At 63.6% G+C, this 17716-nt stretch carries 17 protein-coding genes and 1 tRNA gene; 14 read left to right on the top strand and 4 right to left on the bottom strand.

From position 1 onward, the window contains the following. From HMPREF1316_RS14705 to HMPREF1316_RS05455, 8 genes are all read left to right on the top strand, one after another. Window positions 1-193 (top strand): hypothetical protein (locus HMPREF1316_RS14705; RefSeq protein WP_232204446.1); only part of this gene is annotated, 193 nt, incomplete at its 5' end. A 2-nt stretch (window positions 194-195) separates the two neighbouring features. Next, window positions 196-1116, top strand: coding sequence for an alpha/beta fold hydrolase (locus HMPREF1316_RS05430; protein WP_198009597.1), 921 nt, complete (start codon window positions 196-198; stop codon window positions 1114-1116). A gap of 291 nt (window positions 1117-1407) precedes the next feature. Further along, window positions 1408-1770: a hypothetical protein gene (locus HMPREF1316_RS05435; protein WP_021725951.1), complete on the top strand. Its 363-nt coding sequence runs from the start codon at window positions 1408-1410 to the stop codon at window positions 1768-1770. A 9-nt stretch (window positions 1771-1779) separates the two neighbouring features. Next, window positions 1780-2349 (top strand): relaxase/mobilization nuclease domain-containing protein, encoded by a 570-nt coding sequence (locus HMPREF1316_RS14410; protein WP_021725955.1) that lies wholly within the window; start codon window positions 1780-1782, stop codon window positions 2347-2349. Further along, window positions 2350-2946, top strand: a complete 597-nt coding sequence (locus tag HMPREF1316_RS14415) for a hypothetical protein (protein ID WP_021725960.1) — start codon at window positions 2350-2352, stop codon at window positions 2944-2946. It begins immediately after the preceding gene. Then, window positions 2943-3518: a hypothetical protein gene (locus HMPREF1316_RS14420; protein ID WP_021725963.1), complete on the top strand. Its 576-nt coding sequence runs from the start codon at window positions 2943-2945 to the stop codon at window positions 3516-3518. Before HMPREF1316_RS14415 ends, HMPREF1316_RS14420 begins: the two co-directional genes overlap by 4 nt. 182 nt (window positions 3519-3700) lie before the next feature. After that, the gene (locus tag HMPREF1316_RS05450) at window positions 3701-5848 is read left to right on the top strand and encodes a hypothetical protein (RefSeq protein WP_021725998.1); all 2148 of its coding nucleotides are present in this window, start codon (window positions 3701-3703) and stop codon (window positions 5846-5848) included. A gap of 7 nt (window positions 5849-5855) precedes the next feature. Further along, window positions 5856-6458 (top strand): hypothetical protein, encoded by a 603-nt coding sequence (locus HMPREF1316_RS05455; protein WP_040651550.1) that lies wholly within the window; start codon window positions 5856-5858, stop codon window positions 6456-6458. Between the two features lie 187 nt (window positions 6459-6645). Here HMPREF1316_RS05455 and HMPREF1316_RS05460 read toward each other — a convergent pair whose 3' ends face one another. Next, window positions 6646-7326, bottom strand: coding sequence for a VaFE repeat-containing surface-anchored protein (locus tag HMPREF1316_RS05460; RefSeq protein WP_040651552.1), 681 nt, complete (start codon window positions 7324-7326; stop codon window positions 6646-6648). A gap of 968 nt (window positions 7327-8294) precedes the next feature. Between HMPREF1316_RS05460 and HMPREF1316_RS05470 the strand changes: the two genes are divergently transcribed. Next, on the top strand, window positions 8295-8759 hold the full coding sequence (locus HMPREF1316_RS05470; RefSeq protein ID WP_021725945.1) for a hypothetical protein: 465 nt from the start codon (window positions 8295-8297) through the stop codon (window positions 8757-8759). A 347-nt stretch (window positions 8760-9106) separates the two neighbouring features. Here the strand turns inward: HMPREF1316_RS05470 and HMPREF1316_RS05480 are convergent. Beyond that, window positions 9107-9183: transfer RNA gene (locus tag HMPREF1316_RS05480), tRNA-Met, on the bottom strand. 246 nt (window positions 9184-9429) lie between these two features. Between HMPREF1316_RS05480 and HMPREF1316_RS05485 the strand changes: the two genes are divergently transcribed. The 5 genes from HMPREF1316_RS05485 (at window position 9430) to HMPREF1316_RS05505 (ending at window position 16067) form a co-directional block, all read left to right on the top strand. Further along, window positions 9430-10413 (top strand): LacI family DNA-binding transcriptional regulator, encoded by a 984-nt coding sequence (locus HMPREF1316_RS05485; RefSeq protein ID WP_021725952.1) that lies wholly within the window; start codon window positions 9430-9432, stop codon window positions 10411-10413. A 208-nt stretch (window positions 10414-10621) separates the two neighbouring features. Next, window positions 10622-12634: a PTS beta-glucoside transporter subunit IIBCA gene (locus tag HMPREF1316_RS05490; RefSeq protein WP_021725967.1), complete on the top strand. Its 2013-nt coding sequence runs from the start codon at window positions 10622-10624 to the stop codon at window positions 12632-12634. 139 nt (window positions 12635-12773) lie between these two features. After that, window positions 12774-13724: a PfkB family carbohydrate kinase gene (locus HMPREF1316_RS05495; RefSeq protein ID WP_021725976.1), complete on the top strand. Its 951-nt coding sequence runs from the start codon at window positions 12774-12776 to the stop codon at window positions 13722-13724. Between the two features lie 51 nt (window positions 13725-13775). Further along, a complete protein-coding gene (locus HMPREF1316_RS05500; RefSeq protein ID WP_021725950.1) occupies window positions 13776-15290 on the top strand; it encodes a glycoside hydrolase family 32 protein in 1515 nt (504 codons plus the stop codon). A gap of 117 nt (window positions 15291-15407) precedes the next feature. Next, window positions 15408-16067 carry a glycerol-3-phosphate acyltransferase gene (locus HMPREF1316_RS05505; RefSeq protein WP_051332930.1) on the top strand — a complete coding sequence of 220 codons (660 nt, stop codon included), beginning with the start codon at window positions 15408-15410 and terminating at the stop codon, window positions 16065-16067. Here the strand turns inward: HMPREF1316_RS05505 and HMPREF1316_RS05510 are convergent. Continuing rightward, a complete protein-coding gene (locus HMPREF1316_RS05510; RefSeq protein WP_021725989.1) occupies window positions 16064-16597 on the bottom strand; it encodes a hypothetical protein in 534 nt (177 codons plus the stop codon). The two genes, HMPREF1316_RS05505 and HMPREF1316_RS05510, sit on opposite strands and share 4 nt — an antisense overlap. 270 nt (window positions 16598-16867) lie before the next feature. Further along, entirely contained in the window at window positions 16868-17671 is an 804-nt protein-coding gene (locus HMPREF1316_RS05515; RefSeq protein WP_021725974.1) for a tyrosine-protein phosphatase, read from the bottom strand. Window positions 17672-17716 lie beyond the last annotated feature (45 nt).

The following is a 17716-nucleotide window of genomic DNA, read 5'->3' on the forward strand; positions in this document are numbered from 1 at the left end:
TGCGGATGTGACAACGGCCTCGTCGGCGCCGCGCATCGGGAGAGATGACGTGGCGCGGCCCCTTTGCTACCATACCCCCATGGAGACGACCGGCACATACCGCAACCCCTACGAGGGCGGAAGCCCCTCCGACGTCGGCAGGGCGCTCAGGCGCGCGGGCTTCAGGCAGGCGAACGCCCCCTGTCCCACATGAGCATGAACTACGTGGAGGGCCCCGACAACGGCGCGCCGCTCGTGCTCGTCCCCGCCCAGATGGGAATATGGCAGACCTACGAGAAGGTGCTCGCCCCGCTGTCCCGGTCGTTCCACGTGTTCGTGGTCGAGGTCCGCGGCCACGGACGAAGCAGCTGGACGCCGGGGGACTACACCTGGAGCTCGATGAGCGGCGACGTTGCGGAGTTCGTCGAGAGCGTCGTGCGTGAGCCAGCAATCGTCTCCGGCAACTCGTCGGGCGGCATCATAGGCCTGTGGTGCGCCAGCCGCGTCGGGCGCTGGGTGAGGGCGCTGGTTCTTGAGGACGCCCCAGTCTTCTGCGTCGAGATGCCGCGCTTCAAGGAGCGAGACAGGTTCACTTATAAGGGTCTCGAACACCTCGTGGAGGCCATCGGCGACGTCGGCGACCGCGACCTGGCCGACTACCTCAGGGGGCAGGTCATGCCGGTGTCCGATACGCGCGTCAAGGAGATGCCGGACTGGTTCGTGGCGTTCGTCTCGAGGAAGCTCAGGCAGACCGAGGGGCGCCGTCCCGGCAGCCCCGTGGCGCTCGACCAGTGGTACCTCCCGGAGGTTCTGAAGCGGCAGTTCCAGTCGCTCAAGACCTTCGACCCCGACTTCGCGCGGGCCTTCGTCGACAGGCGCGTCTACGAGGACTTCAGCCACGAGGCCGCCCTGCGGCAGGTGCGCGTCCCCCTGCTGGTGATGCACGCGGACTGGCGCCGCTACGAGAGATACGGCCTGGTGGGAGCCATGGACGACGACGATGCGCGCCGCATCATGGAGCTGGTGCCGCATGCGGACTACGTAAGGATACCTGCCAACCACGTCATCCACGCGTTCAAGCCACGCGCGTTCGTGCGAGCAATCGAGGGCTTCGCCGCCGAGCACGGTCTTTGCTGACGGCATGCTGGGCGCAGGTCGGGGCTTGAAGCAAGCAGCCTATCTCGTGCGCACAACGTACGAGATAGCGCTTGTCGGCACCGGGGGCCGCGCCCATCGCGCTGCCGCTTCGATGGCGCGTCGCCCCGCACGGATGCCGAGCGGTGGGAGCACGTGCGCGTGCGCACGCGATACGCTCCCTTGCGGGGGATGCCCCGCGCCCCTGGGAAGCCCGGACGGAGGTCCGGACAAGACGCGCCGCCTCACGACGCCTAGGGGGAACCATGGAGAGAATACGGTAGACGCCTGCACGTGCACGTTGGCGAGGCAGATGTCGAGCGCGCGGACGCGCTAGGCATCACCACGTCCGCGCTCGTGAGGCTGCTCCTGCAGCTGCCGGCGGAGGGCGTGGCGGCGCGGCGTCACGTGGTGCTCGACCTCGCCTGCGCCAACCGGCTCTACCGTGAGCTCAACCAATGGGGCTACCAGCGGAACCAGGCAGCCCACGCCCTGAACCGCATCGCCTACCACCTCAGGCGCGAGGCCATGGACGCATCCGACGTCCTGGAGGAGCTCGCCTCGGTGGGGCGGCAGCTGGAGCGCCTGCACGAGAGGACGGGCGAGCTCGCCGCACCCGTGCGCAAGGTGGCGGAGGCGCGCCTGCTCTTCCTGTAGGTGCTTCTCATGCCGCTGCTCAAGCCCATATCCGGCCACACGTCCTGCAGGGGCGTCTGGCGCTACCTCACCAAGGACGGACGCGCGCTCGCCTCCGACTACCTGAACCTCGACGTTCCCGAGCGCGAGGGCACCGCCTTCGACTGGGCGGCCACCATGGACGACACCCGCTCACGCTGGCGAAACGACACGCCCTGGGGAAGCAGGCCCTGCCGCACCTACAAGCACTACGTGCTCTCGCCAGACCCCAAGGATCATGTGGGCTTAGACGCGCTCCGCGAGCACTTCGGCGACTTCGAGGTAGCCATCGTCTACCACGACGACAACGCCGGGCATATACCTCATGCCCACGTGGTCGTGAACAACACCAACATCGTCACGGGACGGCGCCTCCAGGACCCCGACCCCAAGGAGCTCAAGCACTCCTTGCAGCGCTTGGCCGCCGATCGCGGGCTCTCGGACTTCGACAGCGTTGAGAAGAGGGCGTCCGTGCGCGGTCGCGTGCGACCCAGCACGCTGCAGGCAGAGCACGTGCGCCGTGCGGAGCGAGAAATCGCCAAGAGGGGCGGCTACTCATGAGTGGCGGACATCCGCGCACGCATCCGCGTGGCGCGCTCCGTCACGAGGAGCGAGGACGAGTTCAGGGGGCTCCTCAAGAGCCTGAGCGTGGAGGTCGAGGACAACTCCGCCAAGGCACGTCGCCGCGACTGGGTCTTCTCGCTCGCAGGGCACCCCACCTGGCGCGTCTCGGGCGAGAGCCTGGGGCTCGGCTACGGGCGCGAGTCGCTCATGCGCGGCTTCTCATTGGGGGCGGCGGGGCATCTCGCGGACGCGAGCGAGCGCAGGGTCGCGGAGCTCGCCCGCTCCGCCGTGGAGCTCGGCGACCTCTCGGAGCTCGAAAGGCTCTCCGAGGCGATCTCATGGCTCAAGGGCAACCGCATCCGCACGGCGGCGGACCTCGCCGCCAAAGGCGCGGGTAACCCCGAAATGGTCGCCTATGTGCAGGGCCTCGGCATCCTCAAGGAAGGCGCCACAGAGCGGAACCATACACCAAGACCAGCTAAGCCTTTCCCCCGTGCCCAAGGCGCAAGCGTACAGCGCAGCAACGCCATAGAGCACGCGAGCGAGCACCAGCACGCACGCCAGCGAGACAACGGAAGGGAAAGCCAGCGATGATCGTGAAGACCTACTACCAGGACGGGTGCACGGATACGTTCGACACCGCCAATCTCACCGACGCGAGCATGTATCGCGGAAACGTCATCACCAACTGGTCACTCGACCTCTCAGGCGCCATGCGCGAGGGCGGCATGCTGCTTCTCTCCATGCGCTGGTACCCAGCGCCGGGGCAGGACGCGCCCGCCGAGCCGGAGGGCCTCCCCATAGCCCACAGGCGCGACGGGCTCTGCGTCGTCGTGGCGAACAGCGAGGACGTGCCGCAGCTTTCCATGGTGACGGTGGACGGCGAGCTCGCGCTCCTGCGCGTGGGAGACGGCCTCGTGGACTGCAACCGCCTCGCCTGGGCATCGCGCATCGCCGACGGGCTGCCCACTCAGGCGGTCTCTGCGCATCGCACGCTCAGCGTGCTTGTGAGTGATGGTACGGATGGCATCGACGTGGAAGCCGAAGTATGCCGCCTGATGGGCTTCGATCCTGCAACGTATGCACTTGTGGAAGAAGTATCGGAGATTGCATATACCGATAGAGCGGATATTGATGACAGGCTCGGCGAGGATCCACCTACCTAGAAGTGCGTATAGCATGACATTACAAATGCAATAATTTCTCCTGAAGCAAAGTGCGTCCATCAGGAGTCACCATGCACGTTAACGATGAAGACAGGCCCGAAGTACAGTTTTCTTTCGAGAAATTGCAAGCGCTTCCACCTGGTACGACGGATGATTTAGGTGCCCAAGGGCAAGATGAGCCCATGCATGTCGAGTTCGACAAGAGCGTCGACAAAGCAGAGCGAGAAGACTACATCATCGCTGCGGCTATAGGTGCTTCGACAGGTGTACTCAATATTTTCTGGCAAAAGCAGTTCGATTTGTCCGAAGCCCACACATGGGGCAAGGAGAAAGTAGAGGACTTCGTCTTCAATATCGCGAAGGGCGCGGGGTTCAAGTCGGACGGGAAAGACCTGAAGGACGCGGTCCGTTTCCTTGAGGATACGTTTCCCCTTGCAAGCGACAAACTGACTCCCGAGTTCGGCGGTGGCCTCCAGCATCACCTGAGGGACTTCGCCCATCACCCCTCACCTGTCGGCCTTCTCATGTCGATACTTGCCCAGTTCACGGGCAAGGGCTATGGCACTGATACGAGCGGCGCTTTCGTGATATTCGACCTCCCAGCAGACGCCCTCATAGGGAAGACCTTCCCTGAGAAATTGTTCTACGGAACGATCATCTGGGCGGGGCACTTGGTGAGCGACATGGCTGGATCAAGCGGGACATTGGGCGAGGGCACTGGCATACCTGGCCCGATCCTTTCGTTCTTAAAGGAGCTCTCAGCGCTTCCCGTCTTCAAGAACGAGGGAGCAGACAACGCCTTCTCCAAATGGATCTCGAAGCTGTTCAACGGTACGTTGGTTCGCGATGCGGACGGCAAACCCATTCGCGTCGACTTCAGAACCGAGCTTGGAGTTGCCGATCAGGTGCTCTCGCAGGCGAAATCAGTTATAGCCAACGAGTGCCTCGTCAGGGGCTATTACTTCCTGAGTCGCCTGAAGGACGAGCTCTCGCGTAACGATGTGCGGTCATTAAAAGACCTCGAGAGCATAGATGTGAAGAGGATGATCCCGACCAATGAGCGCTCTCTTGTTCGCATGCTCACTATCTCTAGTTCTGTGTTTGTCCTTACCAACTTGGGAATTGCTGTATGTAAGGCCGCCGTAACGTCCAGGGGCGATGCCAAGAGGTTTGCAGGCGGGATACTTCTCAATCTGAATTTCATCGGAATTGGCCGAATGGCGGTAGCCATCGCAAGCGACTCTAAGTACATCGCCGAGGACTTGAAGGACTATCTCAATAAGCGCGCTGAGGAGATGAATACGTTTACGGAGGACTTCAAGCTGCTCAGGCTGAATGACCGAGAGACGCGCCTTCTGTTCTCTTACCAGGTAATCGCTGTCGAAAAAGATATCGAACTTACTAAGAACAGAGATCAAAGCGCTGCAAAGAGCGACTGGCTTGAAGAGTTCAAGACTGGGCAGGCGGGCCAGATGGGCCGCGATGCGGCAACATACTTCCTCGATGAGGAGAATGCGGCAGAAGAGATGCAGAAAGCTGCCGATGAGGACACCTCCTCGTGGACAACGCTGCTTGCCTTGGAGCTCTTGCTCTTCCAGCCGTACTATCCCTTCGATGACGACTGGAAAGAGCGCCTGAAAGGCGCCAAATACAAGAACGATTATGCGGAGAAGGATTTCCCCAATGCACAAGGCGTCATCGATAAGAAGAAAATCGATGAGGTAAAGAAAGCCTACAAGCGCTTTACGGGTTTGCTTACTGGCACAAGGACCAGGACGGCGATCATTGCAGGGGGCACAGTTGCGGTTGGTATTGCGACAGCGGGCACCGCGTATGTTCTCGCCCCATTCATTGCACCCGCAATTGCCGGAGAAGCGGTTGCAGGGCTATCTGGTGCGGCTCTCACCAGCGCGAGCCTTGCCGCCGTCGGCGGCGGATCGCTTGCCGCGGGCGGCCTGGGAATGGCGGGCGGCACGGCGATAATCACCGGTGGAGGCGCCTTGCTGGGCATGGCCACCACAGGCGGTGCTGCACTTATCAGCGGTCTTGGCGAGCATGCAGAGCAATATGCCCTGAACCAGTGCGCACAGCTCCTCACGGTCTGCCAACAGCTGCCTAGGGACGACAACTCGCCGAGCGCCTTTATACTCCATGTAAAAGACCATATCGAGCGAGTCCGCGACAAATGCCTTGAGAATATCGAAGCTGAGAAGGCGAAGGGCAAAGAGGGCAACAAGAAGTCAATCAAGTCAATGACCAAGGCAGCCAAGTACCTGGAGAGGTGCGCAAAGGAGCTGCAAAAACTAGCGGACAGTACTTCCGAGGCATAAAACAACTATGGATGCGTATATCGGAACTTTAATCGGCGGGTTAATCGGCTTCCTATCCAGCCTGGGCGTTCAAATTGTAATGAGGGCATTCGACCGCAAAGGGAAGCTGGGCTTTTACAACCGTAGAAACTCAGCGTTCTCGCAAGGATGGGGATTCTTCTCTGCAGACGGAAAGATAACACTCGTTGTCCCGCTGGAGCTTGAATGCCAAAACACCAGCAATGTCACCCGTGTCGTTCGAGACGTCTCGCTCTCTCTATGGCGGAACGGAGTCGAAGTGTCACGCATGAGACAGACGCAGGGCATCTATAACGAGCACAAGCGTAATGGAAAGGTTGAATCTAGGGACAGTTTTGCTCTAGGCGATGTGAACGGGTCTTATTCTCTAGTAGTGCCGCCCAGGTCCATAAAGAAGATGAACTGCTTTTTCACATGTAGGAAGGAACAGGACACTCAAGATACTATCTTCGATGAGATTCGAATATCCTGCTACGACGAGCGCGATCACCTGTATCGCTCACAACTAATGGAGTTTGACGGCAATTGGAAAGAACGCTCGATACCGATGGAAGATGCGTGGACAAAAATAAACTTTCAGCGGATACGGTAGCGGCGAATTTCTATACGGCTGCTAGATAGCATCACGGTACGTAACATCAAGGGCCTTCCTACTAAGGAAGGCCCTTGCTTAACGCTCCCGTTCCTCAGCCCGAGACGCTGCACCGGACGCCCTACAACAGGCGTAGGCGGCGAGCGCCGCGAAGCCGGAGAGGAGGCCGGCTATGTAGGCGACGATGCTAGGCCTCCTCTCCCTCGTCCTCCTCGCGGCGGTCTGAGCCGATGCTGCGCGCGATGCCGATGACTGTGGCGGCGCAACACGCAGCAGCCAGGGCGCAGATGCCCGCAATCGGCAGTTCGTCTCCCGTCTGGGGGAGCTTGCCGCCGGGAGTCGGCGCCTCGGGAGTCTCGGGTGGCACGAGCCTCACGGCCTGCCCCTCGTCGTTCACGTTGGCGTGCGACGCGACCTCCTGGCCTTCCAAGGTAAGCGACTCGAAGGCCACGACCGCGTGCCCTGAGAGCTCCGCACCATTGAAGGTGAAGGCGACCTCCTGCGTGCCGTCCGCCGCATCGGGCACGAAGGCCACGGTGGAGGTGACGGCCCTGCCGTCCGAGCGGACGGGCTCGCCGGTCTCCTTGTCCACGAGTGTGCCGGTGAGCGTGTACTCCCTGCCGGGCGTGAGCCCCGTGTAGGAGACGGTGTCCACGATGGTCACCGAGTCGTCGGCAACGGCCTCGTGGTCACCGTCGTCCGCATCGGTCGCCTCGGTGCGCACGCCAGGCGCGGGAGGCGTCTCCGTGGGCGGAGCGTCGTTGGTGAGCGTGCCCAGGTCCACGGTCACGCTGTCGCGGTAGACCGAGACGTCGAAGGCCGGAATGAGCGCACGGTCCGCATTGGCGTCGCAGCGCTGCTCCTCCACGGTGTAGGTGTCGTAGGGCAGGGCTCCTTCGCGTCGTCGGAGTCGGATGCGCCGAATCGCATGCCGGAACGTGCCATGCCGCCGTTGGTGTCCTGCGTGTACGGGTTCCAACTCGCCGCCGTGGAGGCCTGGCCGTTGCCGTCGGTCACGATCACATGGCTCTCGCCCGTGGTCTTGCTGGTCACCTTGAACGGCACGCCGGCGAGTCGCTGCTGGGTGCCGTCCGCCACCTTCACGAGCTCCAGGCCGCCGCGCAGCACCTGCTATATTCGCTAACGTAGGAAGTCGACGGAACGCTCAACAAGTTTTCGACAGTTCGCCCATGGGCATGCTGACCACCCGCGAGGGGCCCACCAGGGGCCCAGCCAACAGGACTACCAGAGGAACCAGGCCACCCATGCCGCAGGCCGCATCTCCCAATCACCTTGGTTGAGCGTGAGACGATGAGCGCCGCAGACGTCCCCAACGAGCCCGCCTCCACAGGAAGGCAGCCGGCGCATCTGCGCAACGCAACAACGACGCTCACGGCACCTGTGTGCAAGGCCGCCGGGTCGTGCAGCCTCTTGCTGCAGGAGCCGGCCGCCCCGCTCATCAAGCCCATATCCGGTCATATGTCCCGCTGCGCATGTAGGTAATTCACCAAGGCCACCGCGCGTTCGGCCGCGAAGCCCGGGCGGCCTTCCAAGGTGCTCAGACGCCAACGGCCCTACAATGACGTCAATGCAAATCAAAGCGTTACAGAATGGACGGTGACCATGGACCAGCCGGAGTCTACCCCACAACTGCGCCAGCCTCAGTCTCAGTATCCGCAACAGGACCAGGCACCCCATCAGCAGGGTCAGCTCGGCAAGACGTCATGTCGGGCGCCATACCAGCAGTCTGCCGGATGCGCTCCGTCACAACGGCCATTCCAACATCCAGTCACCCCGCCAGCGACCAAGTCCCAACGTGCCCCCATCCAATGGGGAATGCTGGCGCTGGGTATCGTCATGCTCGTCCTCGCATGCTGCAGCATCTACTTCTTCGTTGATACCTACAATACCGAGATGCGGCTCAACGGCATGCATGAGTCGGGGTCGTCCTACCTCGCCGTCAGCATAGGCTACATGTTCGGTCTGATGTTTGCTGCCTTCTCCTTTCCCGCCATCGGGTCTCTCACGTTGTTTCACCGCATCACACCAGTCCGCGTCATCGTCAACGCCGTGTTCGCCGCACCCATGCTGATGTTGGCCTTCTCCATGCTCGGCATAGCCGTTTCCGCCATCGCGTCGTCCAGCATCATGGGTCCCCTGCCAGTCCTGGAAAGCATTGAGTTCCTTGTCTTCGTTGTAATCCCTTTCGTTTACACCGTTTGCCTGGTGGCATGCGGGATGCGCCTGAGGCGTGAGCAAATGGCGAGGTGCCGCGCGCACGACCCCTCGCCCGCGGCGTAGGCGTGGGCATCTCGAGGCCCCGGGGAGCATTTGGGCCCCAAATGCATGGCGCACCTGCCGCCTCCGGGCCGTGGAGGGCCTATATGCCGCCAACTTCCTCGGCCGATGTGCCCGAGATTGAGCGGATGGCGCCCGAGTGGGCCAATTCTTCCACCAAAACCCCTCGGGTCGGCAGGGGCCGCCACGCACTTGGGGCCCAAACGCTCCCCGGGGCCGCCGGGATGGACGCAACGGCGCCCGCCGCCGCGTCGTCGCCGACGACACCGTCAGTCATGGCCATCCACGCAAAGGCCCAGGCCTCGAAAAAAATCCCTGGCCCGCACGGCAGGCCAGGGATCGCAAACGCATGGTCGCGGGGGCAGGATTTGAACCTACGACCTCCGGGTTATGAGCCCGGCGAGCTACCAGACTGCTCCACCCCGCACTGTCTGGGCGCATCATCTGCGCAAGGAGTAACTATACGCACCGAACCCCCCTCTGTCAAAGGCATGCGGTGGTACAACCGAGTCTCCATAAATCCCTCCCCCCTGTACGCGCACATGTGATAGCCCCTCAGGACATTTCATGGGCATCGCGGCCGCATCTGTGCGATAATGAGAACGATTTCATGTAGTTTCACCAGCAAATATAGGAATCTATTTAGCGCAGCCGATGAACGGGAGTATGGAACATGGACATCACCACGGTGGCAAAGCTCGCTGGCGTCTCCCGCGCCACCGTCTCGCGATATCTCAACAACGGCTATGTCTCCGCCGAGAAGCGCCGTGCCATCGCCCGCGTCATCAAGGAGACGGGCTACACCCCCTCCCGCCAGGCAAAGCAGTTGCGCACGGGCAAGTCCAACCTGGTGGGTGTCGTCATCCCCAAGATCAACTCCGCCTCGATCTCGCGCATCGTCGCCGGCATCACCGCGGTGCTCAACGACTCCCAGTACCAGATGCTCCTTGCCAACACCGACAACAACGAGCACCTCGAGGTGGACTACCTCAAGCTCTTTGCGGAGAAGAGCCATGTCGATGGCGTCATCCTGGTGGGGACCGTCATCACCCCCGCGCACGAGCGCGCCATGTCAGGCCTACAGGTGCCGCTCGTCGTCCTTGGCCAGGAGGTGGAGGGGCACTCGTGCGTCTTCCACGACGATTACGGCTCCCAGCGCAAGATCGTGGAGCTCGTGCTGCGGCACTCCCGGCGCCCCGCCTTCATCGGGGTGACCGAACGCGACATCGCCGCAGGCCACATGCGTCATACGGCCTTTCTGGACGCATGCCGTGAGCATGGCCTTGACGTGCCCGCCTGCGCGCAGGCCACCACCGGCTTCACCATCGAGTCCGGCTACCTCGCCTGCGAGCAGCTGCTAGACGCCTACCCCCAGGCGGACGCCATTGTCTGCGCCAGTGACACCATCGCATTCGGCGCCATGGCCTGCCTGCGCGAGTACGGCCGCGACATCCCCGAGGACGTGCAGGTGACCGGCGTCGGCGACTCCGAGTATGCCGTCGTGGTCACGCCCACGCTCACCACCATCCACCACCACTACAAGACCTCCGGCATGGAGGGGGCGCGCCTGCTGATGGATGCCATCCGGCATGAGGTCCGCGTGGTTCGCAAGGTACGCCTAGCCTCCGAGGTGCTTGCGCGCGGCACGGTGAGCTAGATCCGCTCCCCAAGTGGCAAGCCCTCAGCTGGGTGACCCGCAGCCTCATCCCCTCCCTTCCTCGCAGACCCGTGCAAGAACAGGGAGAAGATTTGTAGTGTGAGAACGATTACATAAGAGTATGATGGTCTCAAACGTGTCTGAGATGTGGCCGATCTCAGCGCATATGAGAACGTTTTCACACGTATGTACGAGCAAGGAGGGTCCAATGGCACTTGACTACTCACAAGCCGCGAAAGAGATCCTGGAGGCGGTGGGAGGCCCAGGCAACATCGTCTCGGCAGCTCACTGTGCCACCCGCCTGCGGCTCGTCATCGCCGATGACGAGAAGGTCGATCAGGCCAAGGTCGATGATGCCCTCGGCGCAAAGGGCAACTTCCAGGCATCCGGTCAGCTGCAGGTGATCTACGGAACCGGCACCGTCGACAAGGTGTACGAGGAGTTCTGCAAGCAGGGCAACATCTCCGCGGCAAGCAAGGCCGAGGCCAAGGAGGCCGCCGCCCAGCAGCAGAACGGCTTCATGCGCGCCATCAAGGTGCTCTCCGACGTGTTCGTGCCCATCATCCCCGCCATCGTTGCATCCGGCATGCTCATGGGCATCATGAGCGCCATCCAGTTCATGGGCACCCCCGCCCCTGATGGCGCCGGTCTCTTTGTGCTCGACACCACCAACGTGTGGTGGAAGATCGCTGGGCTCATCAATGCCTGCGCCCTTGCCAACCTGCAGATCCTGCTCGGCTTCTCAGCGGCGACCGTCTTCGGCGGCAACCCCTATCTCGGCGCGTCGCTCGGTGCCCTGCTCATCAGCTCCGACTTCATCAATGCCAACCAAGTCGCCAATATCCTGGCTGGCAAGGTTCCCGACATCACTTCCATTCCCGTGCTCGACGTCATCCCCGGCGTCTACAGCATCCAGTGGATCGGCTACCAGGGCCACGTCATCCCCATCCTCGTGGGCGTCTGGATCCTCTGCTTCTTCGAGAAGCGCCTGCACAAGGTCGTCCCCGAGATGTTCGACCTCTTCGTGACGCCGCTCGTCTCCGTGTCCCTGGCCGCCTACATCACCATCCTGTTCATCGGCCCCATCTTCGTGTGGCTCGAGAACAACATCCTCGGCCTTCTGCAGTTCCTGCTCAGCGTGCCCTTCGGCATCGGCGCCATCGTGATCGGCCTCATCTACAGCCCGTCGGTGGTCACCGGCCTGCACCAGATGTACACCGCCATCGACATCGGCATGCTCTCCAACCTGGGCGTCACCTACTGGCTGCCCATCGCATCGGCCGCTAACATCGCGCAGGGCGGCGCCTGCCTGGCCGTGGCGCTCAGGACGCGCTCCGAGAAGACCAAGGCCCTCGCCGTGCCCTCCGGCATCTCCTGCCTGCTGGGCATCACCGAGCCGGCCATCTTCGGCGTCAACCTGCCCAGGCTCAAGCCCTTCGTCTGTGGCATGATCGGTGCCGCCGTGGGCGCGTTCATCTGCTCCGTCACGCAGCTCGCCGCCACGGGCACCGGCGTCACGGGCATCTTTGGCCTGCTGCTCTGCATCGCCCAGCCCGTCCAGTACATCATCATGTTCGCTGCCGCCTTCGGCGTGGCCTTCGGCCTCACGAGCGCCATCTACAAGGATGACGCCGATCCCACCAAGCCCAAGCTGGAGCAGAAGCCCGACGTGGAGAAGAACATGGCCACCACCCAGGCAGCCGCCAAGCAGACCGCGGCCGTTGCCGAGCATGTCGCCGGCTCCAGCCAGGGCGTCGTTCCCGAGACCGCCGCTGGCGTCGTGGTCTCCCCCATGGCTGGCACGGCCGTCCCCATGACCTCCGTGAATGACCCCGTCTTCGCCTCCGAGGCGATGGGCAAGGGCGCCGCGGTCGAGCCCACCGAGGGCAAGGTCCTCTCGCCCGTCGATGGCCAGGTGACCATGGTTGCCGAGACCGGTCACGCCATCGGCCTGCTCTCAAGCGACAACGCCGAGGTGCTCATCCACATCGGCATCGACACCGTCAACCTCAAGGGTGCGCCGTTCACCGCACACTGCAAGGCCGGCGACACGGTCAAGAGGGGACAGCTCCTGATGGACGTCGACCTCGGCGCCATCGAGGCTGCCAACCTGCCCACGACCACCATGGTCATCATCACCAACACCGATGACTTCACGTCCATCGTTGGCAAGACGGGCGAGGTCAAGGCTGGCGACGAGCTCATCGACATTCAGAAGTAGCGCCTCGGTCCAGCATGTGTTCGTCAGGTTCTTCGAGGAACCTTCGGCGGGGGCGGCTGCAGGGCGGTCGTCCCCGCCTCGCGTGTGTGACCGTGCATGACAGTGACCTTGGCGGCACGACCGCCAGAAGGGAGTTCCCATGTTCTCCGTTACCGCCCTCGGCGAGCTGCTCATCGACTTCACCGATGCGGGCACATCCGCGGCAGGCCAGAAGCTCTTCGAACGCAATCCTGGCGGCGCGCCCGCCAACGTGCTCGTTGCCTTGGAGCGCCTGGGCATGTCGACCGCCTTCATCGGCAAGGTGGGCCAGGACATGCATGGCGAGTTCCTGAGGGCGACGCTCGTGGCCAACGACGTCAACTGTGATGGCCTGGTCATGGACCCCAACCACTTCACCACCCTCGCCTTCGTGGCCCTCACCGAGGACGGCGAGCGCACCTTCTCGTTTGCCCGCAAGCCCGGCGCAGACACGCAGCTCACGCCGGAGGAGCTCAACCGCGACGTCATCGAGGACAGCCGCGTGTTCCACGTGGGTTCCCTTTCGCTCACGGATGAGCCCGCACGCAGCGCCACCGTCGCCGCGCTCGACATGGCCAAGGCCGCCGGGGCCGTCATGTCCTATGATCCCAACTATCGCGACACCCTCTGGACGAGCCCCGCGGCTGCCTCGGAGCAGATGCGCTCCATCGTGCACTACATGGACCTCGTCAAGATCAGCACCGAGGAGTGCGAGCTGCTCACGGGCCGTGCGGACCCCGAGGGGGCCACCGCGGAGCTGCTGCGGCAGGGCGTGAGCGTGGCCTGCGTGACGCTGGACGCCGAGGGTGCCCTCGTTGCCACGCGCGAGGGCACGGCGACGGTCCCCAGCTTCAGGGTCGACGCCGTGGACACCACGGGTGCCGGTGACTCCTTCTGGGGTGGCTTCCTCTGCGCCTTCGTGGACGGCAAGCTGGAGCCCTCAGACGTCACGCTCGAGGACGCCAAGGACCTTGCGCGCTTCGGTAACGCCGTCGCGTCGCTCTGCGTTCGCCAGCGTGGCGCCATCCCCGCCATGCCCACGCTGGCAGAGGTGGAGAAGGTCCTGTCATAGCGCAGGGCGCAGATGCGCGTCGTGATTCCATCACATGCCAGAGGAGGCACCATGGCGGTCAGCCGTACCACAGATCCCAAGCACAATTGGCGCCTGAGATTCCACCTCCAGACCGAGACGGGTGACATCACCGATCCCAACGGTCTCTGCCAGTTGGACGGCACCTACCACTTCTTCCACCAGCATCGCAGGCTGTGGCCCGATGCGGCGCATGGCTGGGGGCACTGGACCACGCGCGACTTCCGTACCTGGGAATGGCTGGGTACCCCCATCATGCCCAGCTGTGACTTGGACAAGAACGGCTCCTATTCCGGCTCCTCCGTGGTATCCGACGGCATGATGTGGTGCTACTACACCGGCAATCAGCTGCTTGAGGGTGACCACGACCACGACTGGGCGGGTCGCCTTGCCAACGAGATCGTCGTGGTGGGCGACGGCAAGAGCTTTGGGCCCAAGCACCTCGTGCTGGGAAACGATGGCTATCCCTCCTACTGCAGCTGCCACGTGCGCGATCCCAAGGTGTGGAAGCAGGATGGCATATGGCACATGCTGCTGGGTGCCCGCGTGAGGGGCGACCGGGGCGCCGTCCTGCTCTACCGCAGCGCGGATGGCACCTCCTGGGAGATGGAGGGGTCGGCCACCAACCGTGGCGAGCATGCCTATGGCTACATGTGGGAGTGCCCCAACCTGGCCCGCCTGGACGGTCACGAGCTGCTGTTCGTGTGCCCCCAGGGCGTGCCCAAGCAGCCACTCGGCATGCAGAACATCCACAACAGCGGCTACTTCCCGCTGGAGGGCAGGCTCGTGGACCTGCTCTCCGGCGATCCTGGCCTCATGCAGGCGGAGACCCCCTACTCCTGCATCGACGAGCGCACCTTCGTCGAGCTGGACTATGGCTTCGACTTCTACGCACCCCAGCTCTTTGAGGACGAGCGGGGCCGCACCATCCTCGTGAGCTGGGCCAGCCTCCCTGACATCGAGACGCAGTACGACAACCCCACGCGCGAGTGGACCCACACGCTCACCCTCCCACGCGAGCTCACGCTCAACGCGGCCGGTCGCGTGTGCCAGTGGCCCGTCGCCGAAACGGACGCCCTTCGTGGCCAGGAGATCGTCCTCACCCAGGACGTCGCGGGCTTCACGGGCACGGTGGGCACGTCGCCCTACGACGTGTTCGACCTCGGCGGGGCCGTCGGCGCACGCTTCGCGGGCACGGCGGACGTCACGATTGACGCCATACAGCCCGGCGCCGCCACGCTACGCCTCAATGACGACCTCGAGTTCGTGGCCCTGGATGGCATGGCGGAGCTCGCCTTCACCAGCCCCGCGGGCTTTGGCCGCACCGTGCGCAGGCTGCCGCTCTCTGCGCTGTCCGCAGGACGCATCGAGAGCCTGCGCGTGCTCGTGGACACCTCCATCGTCGAGATCTACGTCAATGGCGGCGAAGTCACGCTCACCACGCGCTGGTACCCCGAGGACATCGACGATCTTCGTGTGACCTCCACCTTCCATGGCACGCACCACGCGTGGGAGATGGGCTCCTACGCCTTTGTCGTAAACTCATAGCCGCAGGGCTGCGCACGACGTGCCCACGACCCCAGCGCCACCCGCATGCGGGGACGGCGACTTTCCCGTACCCGCCAAGACGGCCAGGTCTATCCATTCACACGCAGATGGGACACCATGGAAACCAGTACCTTGATCACGGTCGTGGGGTCACTTGCCCTCGGCTACGCGTGTGGGAACTTCCTGACGGCAGATCTCGTGGCGCGCGGATACGCCCACAGGCCCGTCTGCGAGCTGGGCGATGGCAACCCCGGCATGGCAAACGTAGGGCACGAGCTGGGAATGCGCGCCGCCGCACTCGTGCTGGCGGGGGACATCCTCAAGACCGTCGTGGCATGGGCAACTGCACGCGCCCTCCTTTCCGAAACGCCCGGGCTTGCGGGCGTCATCGCTGGCTTGGGCGTCACGCTTGGGCACAATTACCCCTGCTGGCGGCGCTTCCGTGGCGGCAAGGGAGTGACCACCACCTGCTCTGCCATCATACTCGCCACCCCCCTGGCGGGCATGGTCGCGAGCCTCGTCGGGCTGGCCGTGGTGCTTTTCTCGGGCTACCTGTGTCTGGGGGCCGTTGCCATCACCTGGGCCTACTGGATACTCACCGCCCTCCTACGGGGCCCCGTCAGCATAGAGTCCGTCGTGGCGCTCGTTCTGACGCTGCTGATGATGCGTGCGCACTGGCCCGCTCTCGCGGGCATCCGCGCGGGCACCACGCACAAGGCGCGTCTCGCCCGCGCGCTGCGCTCCAGGCTGGGCATCAGGGGTCACACGCGTCGCTAGCCGTTCTCCAGCGCGTCAAAGCGGTCGATGCCAATGAGGATCTGCTCCACGTCGAGTGTGCCCCACAGCGTCACGTGGCGACCGCTTGCGAGGTGGATGCGCAGGTTCTGATAGCCCATGGGGAGGTTGGCACGCGCCCAGCGGATGGATGCGATGTCGCGGTAGCGGATGGTGCGCATGGGGCCGATGATGGGCGTCACACACATGCGATCGTCATAGGTGACAACCTGATAGCGGCGACAGAGTAGCCAGATGAGGAAGCTCACGACGATGTAGGTGGAGAAGAACCCCACGAGCACGGAGGAACTCGCAGAGAACACATTGATCACGCAGAGCCAGTCGAGCAGGATGCCCAGCACGCCCATGAGGATCATGGCGATGACCAGGGAGTGCGTAAGGGTGTTGGAGACGCGGTACGTGTCGTGATGGCTATGATGGCGTTCGGATATGCCGCTCGTCCACACCCACTCGAACAGCGAAGAGACCGCTGGCAGGAGGGCCATGCCCACCAGAAGGGATGCCATGCTCATGGGAGGACGCCCACCTTCTCGACCAGAGAGGAACCCTCACGCAGAGCCATCGTCATTCACCCTTCTCGCATCGTTGTGAGCCTGCATGGGGCAGGCCACTGACATCTCAGCCGCTGGTACCACTGCCCTCATCGTAGGACGCGCTCCCGCAGGGGGGTGGACGCCGGCGCCGTACGGAGGTACTTTGCCCGTACGCGGCACGGTCTTGGGGCCAGGAGGTTGGTTTGGCGCCGCGAGCGTGGCACCGTGCACGGACCCCTGGGCACGAGGCTACTCCAGCAGGTGCGTGCGCACGGCCTCGACATACCGCTTTGCAACACCACAGGCGGCAAGGTAGCGCTCGAAGGTGCCATAGCGCCGCAGCACGCAATCGACCACAAGACCCATGCCCTCTGCCAGGCTACCCAGGTCAAAGAGGGACGTGGGGATGTCCCCGAGCGCATCCGCGCCCTCATGTCGACCGTCGAGTAGGGCGTCCACCCGCTCCCCCGATGCAAACGAGAGCAGGTAGTCGCGCAGGATCTGGCGTCGACTCGCGCCGCAGGTGCCCAGGATCAGCATCGCAAGCACGCCCGTGCGATCCATGCCCGCGGCGCAGTGAAAGAGGAGGCAGTCACGCTCACGCGCCTTGGCCATGAAGGCGAACGCCGTACGCACCCCCACGGCGTTATGCAGCATGGAGAGGTATCCGCTGGCAAAGAAGTTGTCCGTGTCCAGAGAGAGGTCGATGCCACCATCGTTCTCGCGTGCCTCACCCGTAGCGCGCGCGTCCTTGTCACGGAGGTTGTAGGCATGGAGGGGGACACGGGCGGACCGGATGCCCCACCGGTGCGCAAGGCGGTCGGGCGCTATGCGTGCCTCCTCGTTGCTGCGCAGGTCAAGCACCATGCTCACACCGTAGTCCGCGAGCGTGCGTACGTCATGGCGCGAGAGCTCCGACGTGCTTCCCGATCGCACGAAGCGCCGGTCGCGCGTCATGCCCCCCGGGGTCTGGATGCCCCCCAGGTCACGCGCGTTGATATCATCCTTGAGGCCCTGGAGCCCCAGCTGAGAGGGCAAGTATACATGCGCCATCTGCCAGACTCCTCTCCGGGCACCGCCGCGCCCCTGCGACGGCGC

Origin of the sequence: Olsenella profusa F0195, assembly GCF_000468755.1 — a bacterium.
GTDB lineage: Bacteria > Actinomycetota > Coriobacteriia > Coriobacteriales > Atopobiaceae > Olsenella_F > Olsenella_F profusa.

Coding starts and splice junctions, on each gene's coding strand:
- HMPREF1316_RS05450 (WP_021725998.1), top strand. CDS start 3,701: ATGCATGTCGAGTTCGACAAGAGCGTCGACAAAGCAGAGCGAGAAGAC.
- HMPREF1316_RS14410 (WP_021725955.1), top strand. CDS start 1,780: ATGCCGCTGCTCAAGCCCATATCCGGCCACACGTCCTGCAGGGGCGTC.
- HMPREF1316_RS05505 (WP_051332930.1), top strand. CDS start 15,408: ATGGAAACCAGTACCTTGATCACGGTCGTGGGGTCACTTGCCCTCGGC.
- HMPREF1316_RS05485 (WP_021725952.1), top strand. CDS start 9,430: ATGGACATCACCACGGTGGCAAAGCTCGCTGGCGTCTCCCGCGCCACC.
- HMPREF1316_RS05490 (WP_021725967.1), top strand. CDS start 10,622: ATGGCACTTGACTACTCACAAGCCGCGAAAGAGATCCTGGAGGCGGTG.
- HMPREF1316_RS05470 (WP_021725945.1), top strand. CDS start 8,295: ATGCTGGCGCTGGGTATCGTCATGCTCGTCCTCGCATGCTGCAGCATC.
- HMPREF1316_RS05500 (WP_021725950.1), top strand. CDS start 13,776: ATGGCGGTCAGCCGTACCACAGATCCCAAGCACAATTGGCGCCTGAGA.
- HMPREF1316_RS05495 (WP_021725976.1), top strand. CDS start 12,774: ATGTTCTCCGTTACCGCCCTCGGCGAGCTGCTCATCGACTTCACCGAT.
- HMPREF1316_RS05515 (WP_021725974.1), bottom strand. CDS start 17,671: ATGGCGCATGTATACTTGCCCTCTCAGCTGGGGCTCCAGGGCCTCAAG.
- HMPREF1316_RS05455 (WP_040651550.1), top strand. CDS start 5,856: ATGGATGCGTATATCGGAACTTTAATCGGCGGGTTAATCGGCTTCCTA.
- HMPREF1316_RS14420 (WP_021725963.1), top strand. CDS start 2,943: ATGATCGTGAAGACCTACTACCAGGACGGGTGCACGGATACGTTCGAC.
- HMPREF1316_RS05510 (WP_021725989.1), bottom strand. CDS start 16,597: ATGAGCATGGCATCCCTTCTGGTGGGCATGGCCCTCCTGCCAGCGGTC.
- HMPREF1316_RS05430 (WP_198009597.1), top strand. CDS start 196: ATGAACTACGTGGAGGGCCCCGACAACGGCGCGCCGCTCGTGCTCGTC.